The sequence below is a fragment of the Micromonospora sp. S-DT3-3-22 genome, assembly GCF_015354745.1.
GTDB classification, from domain to species: Bacteria; Actinomycetota; Actinomycetes; order Mycobacteriales; family Micromonosporaceae; genus Micromonospora; species Micromonospora wenchangensis.
Window position 1 is genome coordinate 20,755 of the sequence record NZ_JACGMO010000092.1, and the last position, 9,366, is coordinate 30,120.

Sequence of the window (9,366 nt, forward strand, 5' to 3'; positions counted from 1 at the left end):
CCGGTCAGCGGGTCGCCGCGTAGGCGTCGATCTCGGCGGTGATCCGGGCCTGCCCGGCCGGGTCGAGGAACGACGCGGACACCGCCTCCCGGGCCAGCGCCGCGAGCCCGTCGGGGCCGGCGTCGAGCAGTCGGGCGGCGACGGCGTACTCGTCGTTGAGGGTGGTGCCGAACATCGGCGGGTCGTCGGAGTTGATGGTGACCCGGACGCCCGCGTCGACGAGCCGGCGCAGCGGGTGCTCCTCGATCCGGGCGACGGCCCGGGTCCGCACGTTGGACGTCGGGCAGACCTCCAGCGGGATGCGCCGCTCGGCCAGGTGGGCGAGCAGTTCGGGGTCCTGCGCGGCGGAGATGCCGTGGCCGATCCGCTCGGCGCCCAGCTCGCGCAGGGCGTCCCAGACGGTCTGTGGGCCGGTGGTCTCCCCGGCGTGCGGCACGGAACGCAGCCCGGCCGCCCGCGCCTGGTCGAAGTACGGCTTGAACTGCGGCCGGGGCACCCCGATCTCGGGGCCGCCGAGGCCGAAGGCGACCAGCCCGTCGGGGCGCTCGTCGAGGCTGATCCGCAGGGTCTCCTCGGCGGCCGGCAGGCCGGCCTCGCCGGGGATGTCGAAGCACCAGCGCAGCGCGATGCCGAAGTCGGCCTCGGCGCGGCGGCGGGCGTCCTCGATCGCCTCGCAGAACGCCGGTGCGGGGATGCCCCGGCGCACGTGCGAGTAGGGGGTGACGGTCAGCTCGGCGTAGCGGACCTGCTGGCGGGCCAGTTCCCGGGCCACCTCATGGGTGAGCAGCCAGACGTCGTCGGGGTCGCGGATCAGGTCGACGACGCTGAGATAGACCTCGATGAAGTGGGCGAAGTCGCGGAACGCGAAGTAGTCGGCGAGCGCGTCCGGGTCCGCCGGTACGGGGCTGCGTCCCTCGTGCCGGGCGGCCAGTTCGGCGACGATCCGGGGGGACGCGGAGCCCACGTGGTGCACGTGCAGCTCCACCTTGGGCAGTTCGGCGATGAAGGCGGACAGGTCGGTCACTGCTGCTCCTTGTGACGGGCACCCGTGCGGGCGACCACGAAGATCCGACGGAACGGGAAGTACACCTGACCCTGCCGTACCGGGTACGCGCGGGCCAACAGGGTGCCCAGCGCGGCGCGGAACCCGGCCAGGGCGGTGTCGTCCAGCGCCGCCCGCACGGGGCGCAGGGCGGTGCCGTCCAGCCAGGTCAGCACGGGGTGTTCGGCGTCGGCGGGGGCGGGCAGCAGGTGCAGGTAGGTGGTCTCCCAGGCGTCGACCGCGCAGCCGGCGGCGGTCAGCGCGGTGGCGTACCCGACCGGATCGTCGACGGGGTCCTCGCGCAGCAGCGGCCGGACGGTGGCCGCCCAGCGGGGGTCGGCGGCGACCTCGCGCAGCGCCCGGTGCGAGGGGCCGGCGAAGTTGCCGGGCACCTGGAACGCCAGCCATCCGCCGGGCGGCAGCGCGCCGGCCCAGCGGCGCAGCAGGGCGCGGTGGTCGGGCACCCACTGGAGGACCGCGTTGGCGACCAGCACGTCCACGTCGGGGGCGGGCCGCCAGTCGGTGACGTCGCCGACGGTGAAGTCGACCGGGGTGTCGAGCGTGCGGGCCCGCCCGATCATCTCCGGGGAGGAGTCGAGGCCGGTGATCCGGGCGTCCGGCCAGCGCCGGGCGAGGGTGGCGGTCAGGGTGCCCGGACCGCAGCCGAGGTCGACCACCGCGCGTGGCCGGTCGACGCCGACCCGGGCCAGCAGGTCGTGGAACGGGCGGGACCGCTCGTCGCCGTAGCGCAGGTAGCTGCCCGGGTCCCACATGACCAACCTCCCATACCGTACGTACGTCTTGTGACGACGGTACGGCCGGCGCTGCGCCCCGGCAAGCAGGTCACTAGGCTCGACCGCATGGAACAGCGCAGCTTCGACCGGCTCGGCCGGCAGGTGGGTGTGGTCGGCCTCGGGGCCTGGCAGCTCGGCGCGGACTGGGGACAGGTCAGCGAGGGCGACGCCCTGGCCGTCCTCGCCGCCGCCGTGGAGTCCGGCGTCACCTTCCTCGACACCGCCGACGTCTACGGCGACGGCCGCAGCGAGCAGCTGATCGGGCGGTTCCTGCGGGAAAACCCCGGACACGGGCTCACCGTCGCCACCAAGATGGGCCGCCGGGTGCCGCAGACCCCGCAGGCGTACACCCTGGACAACTTCCGGGCCTGGACCGACCGGTCCCGGGCCAACCTCGACGTGGAAACCCTCGACCTGGTTCAGCTGCACTGCCCGCCCAGCGAGGTCTTCGCCGACGACCGGGTCTTCGACGGCCTCGACACCCTCGTCGCCGAGAAGCGGATCGCCGGGTACGGCGTCAGCGTCGAGACCTGCGACCAGGCGCTCACCGCGATCGCCCGGCCGGGGGTGGCCAGCGTCCAGATCATCCTGAACGCGGTCCGGCTCAAGCCCCTCGACGAGGTGCTGCCGGCCGCCGCCGCAGCGGGCGTCGGGATCATCGCCCGGGTGCCGCTGGCCAGCGGCCTGCTCTCCGGCCGGTACGACGAGCACACCACCTTCGCCGCCGACGACCACCGCACCTACAACCGGCACGGGGAGAGCTTCGACGTCGGCGAGACCTTCTCCGGCGTCGACTTCGACCTCGGCCTGACCGTGGTGCGCCGGCTCGCCCCGCTGGTCGGCGACGGGCGCACGATGGCCCAGTTCGCCCTGCGCTGGGTCATCGACCAGCCCGGGGTGACCGTGGTCATCCCCGGCGCGCGCAACCCGGAACAGGCCCGGGGCAACGCCGCCGCAGCCGGGTCCCCCGCGCTCACCGGGGCCGAGCTGGACACCGTCCGGTCGGTCTACGACGAGCTGGTCCGCCCCCGGGTGCACGACCGGTGGTGAGCCACGCCGGCCCGGTCGTCGCGTCGGCGCGGTCCGGCCGGCATCCTGGTGACCGGGCCGGATCGACCGGCCCACGGAGGGGGGACCGGTGAGGGGATGGCTCACGCTCACCCTGGGCCTGCTGGCCGTGGTGGTCGGCGCCGTCTGGACGATCCAGGGCCTCGGGTACGTCGACGGCAGCCTGATGAGCGACGAGCGGTTGTGGGCCGTCGTCGGGCCGCTGCTGGTGCTGGCCGGGCTGGTGCTGCTCTGGCGCGGGCTGCGGGCCCGCCGGCTGCCCTGACCGGCCCGCCGGGCGCGGGCGTCGATGCGGAAAGCCCCGCGTCCTGAGGGGACACGGGGCTTCTCGTTGATCCGGCTGGCCGGACCACCCGGGCCGGCGAATGCCGACCGGCTTCGCTCAGAGGGGGCGGACCTGCTCGGCCTGCGGACCCTTCTGACCCTGGGCGATCTCGAACTCCACCCGCTGGTTCTCCTCCAGCGTGCGGTAGCCGCTGGTCTGGATGGCCGAGAAGTGGACGAACACGTCAGCACCCCCGCCGTCGACGGTGATGAAGCCGAAGCCCTTGTCAGCGTTGAACCACTTCACGGTTCCCTGCGCCATGTGTATCTCCTTCTAAAACTGGCGGCCGAGCACGCCGTGCGGCCGATTGGCCGTTTTCGAGCGGCGACGACCCAGGCGGGCCCCCACAGCGGGAGACCGCTCCGTGCCGACACCGTCTCGCAACAGCGGGGATCAGCAAACCACGTACCCAAAAACCTTGCACAGCCTAATCGACGAAATTCTCCGACATGTGACCTGACGGATGCCCGACGCACGCTGGCCGGGTCGTCCGCACCCAGGCGAAAGGCCCCCCGTACGTCGATGCGTACGGGGGGCCACAGGTCGTCGTCACCATTCGGGAAGGGAGCCGTCGCGGCTGGTCACCGGGCCGGCGGCGGCCCGGCCGAGCGGTCAGTCGGGCGGGGTCAGTCGGGCGGGGTCAGTCGGGCGGGGTCAGTCGGGCCAGCGCCCGGTGAGCCGCCGGACGCCGACCGCGCCACCACGGTCCACCGCGGCGCGGACGACCGAGAAGATCGCCCCCTGCAACGCCGCCGCCGCGAGGATCTCGCCCCAGCGGCGGTCCTCGTCGGTGGGGTTGGGCGCCTCGCCGTCCCCGGCGGTCGCCTTCCACACCTGCCGGAAGATCGTCCCGGCCAGCGCGCCGGCCGCCAGTCCCAGCAGCACCCCGACCGGCTTGTACACGGTCCTGCCGATGCCCTTGCTCACCTGCGCCTCCCCCGAACGATCAACAACACCACCACGGCGGCCACCGCGCCGGCCGCTATCGTCGCCCACGGCACCGGATCGCGCCGCACCGCCACCGACGTGTCGTACGCCTGGGTCCGGGCCCGGTCCACGCCGTGGGCCGCCTGCCCCCGCACCCGGGCCACGGTCGACGCGGCCTGCTCGCGCACCCGCTCGCGCGCCTGTTCCGCCGAGTCCTTCAGCCGGGCCTTGACGTCGGCCTTGGCGGCCAGCAGCTCCATGGTCTCGCCCAGCTCCACCCGGGTGCGCCGGATCTCCTCGCGCAGCGCCTCGGTGTCGCCCGTGCCGTTGCCGGTCCCGTTGCTGCCTGTCGTGCCGGTCATGCCCGTCCCCTGTCCTTCACCGCGGCGGCGACCGTGTCCACGTCCGCGCGGACGCTGCGGACCGTCGCCTCCGGCATCGGAGGGACCGCGTGGCTGACCTGCTTCTTCCCCACCAGCGCGAGCACCCCGGCGACGAGGAAGAGCACCACCGCCACGATCAGCGCCGCCGCCCACGCGGGCAGCACCAGGGCCAGCAGCAGGATCACGGCGGTGACCAGTGCGCCGAGCCCGTAGAGGGCCAGTGCTCCGCCGCCGCCGAAGAGGCCGATCCCGATCCCGGCGTGCTTGCCCTTCTGGGTCAGTTCCGCCCGGGCCAGGGCCAGCTCGTCCCGGACCAGTCGGGAGACCTGCTCGGTGGCCCGCTGCACCAGTTCGGCGGTGGACGGCTCGCTCCCGGTCCGGGACGTGCGGTGGTTCGCGACGTCAGCCATGCTGTCCTCCTTTCGTCATCACCGCGCTGTATGCCCGGAGCCGCCGTCCGTCAATCCTGCAATCCTGCGCACGGTGACCAACCACATCTGACCGCAGGTCGGGCCGGGCCGTCCGGCAAAACGCCGAAGCGGGTATGACACGGCCCCCGCGACCGGCGGTCGCGGGGGCCTGGACGGGGCTGCGGGTGGCTCAGCGGCGGGCGTCGGCCCCCGGGTCGGCCCCGACGGTGACGGCCTCGCCCCGGGCCTCCTGGTCCGGGCCGACGAACGCCTCGCTGCGGGCGTCGCCGTCGTCGCTGCCGCCGAAGACCCGGGCGTCGTCGGGCACGTCGCCCTCGGCGCGGCGACGGACCTGGCGGCGCGGCGGCACCCACTGCCAGGGCAGGCTGCCGGCGGCGTCGCCCACCTCGGCCCGGGTCCGGGGCAGCGCGGTCGGCCGGTGGTCGCGGACCCAGCCGACCAGGTGCTCGCGCACCAGGCACCGCAGGTCCCACAGGCTGCCGGCGTCGGCGGCGCTGACCAGGGCGCGCACCTTGATCGCGCCGCCGGTGGCGTCGGTGACCTGGAGCACGCAGACCCGGCCGTCCCACAGGTCGGTGCTCTCGACCAGCCGGCGCAGCTCCTCCCGCATCGACTGCACCGGCACCGACCAGTCGAGGTGGAACTCGGCCGTGCCGAGCACCGCCGCCTCGGTCCGGGTCCAGTTCTGGAACGGGGTGCTGGTGAAGTACGAGGTGGGCAGGATCAGTCGCCGGTCGTCCCAGATCTGGACCACCACGTAGCTGAGCGTCAACTCCTCGATCCGGCCCCACTCCCCCTCGACCACCACCACGTCGTCGAGGCGGACGGCGTCGCTGAAGGCGAGCTGGAGGCCGGCGATGACGTTGCCGAGCAGGCTCTGCGCGGCCAGCGCGGCTACCACACCGACCACACCGGCGCTGGTGAGCACACCCGCGCCGACACCGCGTACCGCCGGGAAGGTCATCAGCATCACGCCGACGGCGAGCACCACGATCACCACGATGGTCAGCCGGCGCAGCAGCACCACCTGGGTGCGTACCCGTCGGGCGTGCCGGTTGTCGGGCACGTCGACCCGCAGGAACCGGGCCAGCGCGGTGTCCTCCGCCACCACCAGCAGGGAGGCGACCAGCCAGGCCACCGCGGCGACCACCCCCAGCACCAGGATGTGCAGCACGGCCTGCCGCCACCCGGTGCCCACGGCGTAGCCGGTGGTCCAGCGGACCGCGAACTGGACGGCCACCACCGTGCCGGCGACCTGCAACGGCCGGTGCACGTGCGCGGTCAACTCCGTCATCAGGTGGGACCGCCGGCCGAGCCGGCGGATCAGCCGGTGTACCACCTCGACGAGCAACAGAGCGATCGCCGCCGCGGTGGCCGCGGCGGCGATCGTCTCGAGGTAGTCCTGCACGTGGTTGTCTCCTTCCGGCCGGGCTGATCGCATTCGGGCAAAGGCCCAATGGTGCCCGGCGTTTCCGGTATCGACCAGGCTCAGATCTTGCGGAACCGGGACTGGAAGAAGCAGTAGACCCCGAACGCGGCGATGCCGAGCGCCATCAGCGCCAGGATGAACGGCCCGTACGCCTGGTCCCGCAGGGTCCGCAGCGCGGCGTCCAAACCACGGGCCTTCTCCGGGTCGTAGTTGATCGCCGCGACCACGATCAGCAGGCCGGCGACGGCGAACACCGCACCCCGGGCGATGTAGCCGGCCATACCGAGCCGGCGGGTCAACTGCCGGGTCTTGCCGTTCATCTCGTTGGTCTTCAGGTTCCGCTCGAACTTCTTCTTGTAGCCGTAGATCATCATGCCGATGCCGACGGCGGCGAGCACCAGGCCGGCGAGCCCGACCAGCCAGCGACCGCCGCTGGAGGCCATCAGCTTCTCGCTGAACTGCTCCTGCTGGTCGGCGCTGTTGGAGCTGGCGTCCTGGACCACCTTGATCGAGGTCCAGGCGAGCCAGAGGAAGACGACGGTACGGACGCCCGAGGCGATCCGCTCGAAGAGGCGTTCCTTGCCCCGCTTGGCGTGGTGGCCGACGGCCGCCTCCAGCGCCTGCCAGATGGCCATCGCGATCAGCCCGACGGCGATCGCGATCAGCAGGAACTTGCCCATCGGCTGGGCGCCCAGGGCGCGCAGGGCACCGTTCTGGTTGCCCTCCTCGCCGGAGCCGGCGAAGGCGATCTGGAGGATGACCCAGGCGAAGAGCAGATGCACGATCCCGTAGCCGATGAAACCGGCCCGGGCGAGGAGTTCCAGCCAGCGGCTGTCCGCGGTGCGGGCAGCGGTGGCTTCGGCGTTCCGGGTGAGTGACATGGGCCCACAATCTCCGTTCGGGAAGATCCCCAAACGTGGTGCCGCCGGCCCGGGGCAGGTCAGCTGCCGGCGTTACGCGACACCCGGATCTGGACCTGCTGGTCGGTGACGCTGTCCAGGGTGACCGCGAAACCGCCCACCTCGGTGGCCTGCTGGCCGATGGTCAACGAGAGCTGCTCGCCGGCGACCTCGACGGTCACCTGGTCGCCCTGCGCGCCGATCAGCTTCGCCTCGACGCCGAGGATGGAGGCGCGGGCGTCGACGCCCCGGTCGAAGGTGACCGTGCAGGCGTCCAGGCCGCAGTCGGTGTCGGCACCGTCCGAGCTGCATCCGGCGAGCACGGCCACGCCGAGCGCCAGGCCGGCCAGCAGGCCGGCGGTCCGCCGGAGGGGGGTGGGGGTGGTGGCGCTTCGCTTCGTCACCCCACCAAGGGTACGAGACGCCGCCCACCCCGGCACCCGGGTGGATCTTCGGGGCGGGTGGGCGGGCTAGGGTCCGGACATGCCGTTCGACATCACCCGTACCCGGGCCGCGTACCCCGCGCTCGCCGAGGGTTTCGCCCACTTCGACGGTGCCGGTGGCACCCAGACCCCCCGGTCGGTGATCGACGCGGTGGCCGACGCGATGCGGATCGCGGTGGGCAACCGCAGCACCGCCTTCCTGCCCGGCCGCCGGTCACTGGAGCTGGTGACGGGGGCCCGGACGGCGGTGGCCGACCTGCTGGGCGTGGCCCCGGACGGGGTGGTGCTCGGGCCGAGCGCGACCGCGCTGACGTACACCCTGGCCCGGACGCTGGGCGCGGACTGGGGCCCCGGGGACGAGGTGGTGGTCTCCCGGCTCGACCACGACGCCAACGTGCGGCCCTGGGTGCAGGCGGCCGGGGCGGCGGGGGCGACCGTACGCTGGGCCGAGTTCGACCCGGTCACCGGCGACCTGCCCGCCGACCAGTACGCCGACCTGGTCGGCGGGCGGACCCGACTGGTGGCGGTGACCGCCGGCAGCAACGCGACCGGCACCGTGCCGGACGTGGCGGCGATCGCCGCGACGGCCCACGCGGCCGGCGCGCTGGTCTGCGTGGACGGCGTGCACTCGGTGCCGCACGGCCCCACCGACCTGGCCGCCACGGGTGCCGACTTCCTCGTCACCAGCGCCTACAAGTGGTCCGGCCCGCACCTGGCGGCGGTGGTGGCCGACCCGGCCCGCTGGGCGGGGCTGCGCCCGGCCAAGCTGGTCCCCTCCTCCGACGCGGTGCCCGACCGGTTCGAGGCCGGCACGCCGAGCTTCCCGCTGCTCGCCGGGGTGGCCGCCGCCGTCGACCACCTGGCCGGGCTGGACCCGACGGCCACCGGTGACCGGCGGGCCCGGGTCCGCGCCGGGCTGGCCGCCGCGCAGGCGTACGAGGGGACGCTGTTCGCCCGGCTGGCCGCCGGGCTGGCCGCCCGGCCGGCGGTCAGCGTCCTGCCGGCCGGCGGGCGGCGCTGCCCGACCGTGTCGTTCCGGCTGGCCGGGTGGACGCCGGCCGGGCTGGCCGCCGCGCTGGGCGCCGCCGGGCTCTGCCTGTCCAGTGGGGACTACTACGCCTACGAGTACTTCCAGTCGCTCGGGCTGCGCGACAGCGGCGGCGCCGTCCGGGCGAGCGTCTACCACTACAACACGGTCGACGAGGTGGACCGGCTGCTGGCCGAGCTGGACCGGCTGGCCGACCGGGGGGAGCCGGCGAACCGCTGAGGGCGGGCGGGTCAGCGGGTTCCGGTGAGCAGTTCGGCGGCGGCGCGGGCGGCGGCCCGGGTCGCGCCGTGGGTGGCCAGGTGCAGCCCGCCGGTGACCAGCTCGGGCAGGCCGAGTTCGACTATCACGGCGTCCGGGCGGGTGGCCAGCGCCCGGTCGACCGCGGCCCGCATCCACGGGTGCCGGTGCAGGTCCCGCACCACCAGCACCAGTGGCCGGCCGGCCGCCCCGGCGGTCGGGTCGGCGGGCAGGTCGGCCTCGGCGAGCCGGACGGTGGTGGTGCCGGGGAGCAGGTCGGCCAGGGGGGCCCCGAGCCCCCACGGGGTCTCCGCGCCGATCGCGATGTTGTGCGGCGCGG

At 74.1% G+C, this 9,366-nt stretch carries 12 protein-coding genes and 1 pseudogene; 3 read left to right on the forward strand and 10 right to left on the reverse strand.

Translation table 11 applies throughout. The features are described from left to right. Window positions 1-4: 4 nt before the first annotated feature. Both H1A17_RS23750 and H1A17_RS23755 read right to left on the reverse strand, forming a co-directional pair. The gene (locus H1A17_RS23750; RefSeq protein ID WP_145918859.1) at window positions 5-1,024 is read right to left on the reverse strand and encodes an adenosine deaminase; all 1,020 of its coding nucleotides are present in this window, start codon (window positions 1,022-1,024) and stop codon (window positions 5-7) included. Continuing rightward, window positions 1,021-1,815: a trans-aconitate 2-methyltransferase gene (locus tag H1A17_RS23755; protein WP_145918858.1), complete on the reverse strand. Its 795-nt coding sequence runs from the start codon at window positions 1,813-1,815 to the stop codon at window positions 1,021-1,023. The genes H1A17_RS23750 and H1A17_RS23755 overlap by 4 nt, the downstream gene beginning before the upstream one ends. 87 nt (window positions 1,816-1,902) lie before the next feature. Between H1A17_RS23755 and H1A17_RS23760 the strand changes: the two genes are divergently transcribed. After that, the gene (locus tag H1A17_RS23760; RefSeq protein WP_194822929.1) at window positions 1,903-2,886 is read left to right on the forward strand and encodes an aldo/keto reductase; all 984 of its coding nucleotides are present in this window, start codon (window positions 1,903-1,905) and stop codon (window positions 2,884-2,886) included. Between the two features lie 88 nt (window positions 2,887-2,974). Then, window positions 2,975-3,169 (forward strand): hypothetical protein, encoded by a 195-nt coding sequence (locus H1A17_RS23765; protein WP_145918856.1) that lies wholly within the window; start codon window positions 2,975-2,977, stop codon window positions 3,167-3,169. 117 nt (window positions 3,170-3,286) lie between these two features. Here H1A17_RS23765 and H1A17_RS23770 read toward each other — a convergent pair whose 3' ends face one another. The 7 genes from H1A17_RS23770 to H1A17_RS23800 form a co-directional block, all read right to left on the reverse strand. After that, window positions 3,287-3,490, reverse strand: a complete 204-nt coding sequence (locus H1A17_RS23770) for a cold-shock protein (protein ID WP_011905669.1) — start codon at window positions 3,488-3,490, stop codon at window positions 3,287-3,289. 393 nt (window positions 3,491-3,883) lie between these two features. After that, complete coding sequence (locus H1A17_RS23775; RefSeq protein WP_145918855.1) at window positions 3,884-4,156, reverse strand: DUF4235 domain-containing protein; 273 nt, start codon at window positions 4,154-4,156, stop codon at window positions 3,884-3,886. Continuing rightward, the gene (locus tag H1A17_RS23780) at window positions 4,153-4,518 is read right to left on the reverse strand and encodes a DUF3618 domain-containing protein (protein ID WP_145918854.1); all 366 of its coding nucleotides are present in this window, start codon (window positions 4,516-4,518) and stop codon (window positions 4,153-4,155) included. The genes H1A17_RS23775 and H1A17_RS23780 overlap by 4 nt, the downstream gene beginning before the upstream one ends. After that, window positions 4,515-4,949, reverse strand: a complete 435-nt coding sequence (locus H1A17_RS23785; RefSeq protein ID WP_145918853.1) for a phage holin family protein — start codon at window positions 4,947-4,949, stop codon at window positions 4,515-4,517. The genes H1A17_RS23780 and H1A17_RS23785 overlap by 4 nt, the downstream gene beginning before the upstream one ends. Window positions 4,950-5,139: 190 nt before the next feature. Then, entirely contained in the window at window positions 5,140-6,378 is a 1,239-nt protein-coding gene (locus tag H1A17_RS23790) for a mechanosensitive ion channel family protein (protein ID WP_145918852.1), read from the reverse strand. Between the two features lie 80 nt (window positions 6,379-6,458). After that, window positions 6,459-7,280 (reverse strand): DUF1206 domain-containing protein, encoded by an 822-nt coding sequence (locus tag H1A17_RS23795; RefSeq protein ID WP_145918851.1) that lies wholly within the window; start codon window positions 7,278-7,280, stop codon window positions 6,459-6,461. A 59-nt stretch (window positions 7,281-7,339) separates the two neighbouring features. Continuing rightward, a complete protein-coding gene (locus H1A17_RS23800) occupies window positions 7,340-7,702 on the reverse strand; it encodes a hypothetical protein (RefSeq protein WP_145918850.1) in 363 nt (120 codons plus the stop codon). A gap of 79 nt (window positions 7,703-7,781) precedes the next feature. Between H1A17_RS23800 and H1A17_RS23805 the strand changes: the two genes are divergently transcribed. Continuing rightward, entirely contained in the window at window positions 7,782-9,008 is a 1,227-nt protein-coding gene (locus H1A17_RS23805) for a cysteine desulfurase-like protein (RefSeq protein WP_145918849.1), read from the forward strand. Window positions 9,009-9,019: 11 nt separating this feature from the next. On the opposite strand, the pseudogene H1A17_RS23810 reads toward H1A17_RS23805, so the two are convergent. Next, window positions 9,020-9,366 (reverse strand): annotated as a pseudogene (locus tag H1A17_RS23810) (glycoside hydrolase family 3 protein); the annotation flags it as partial.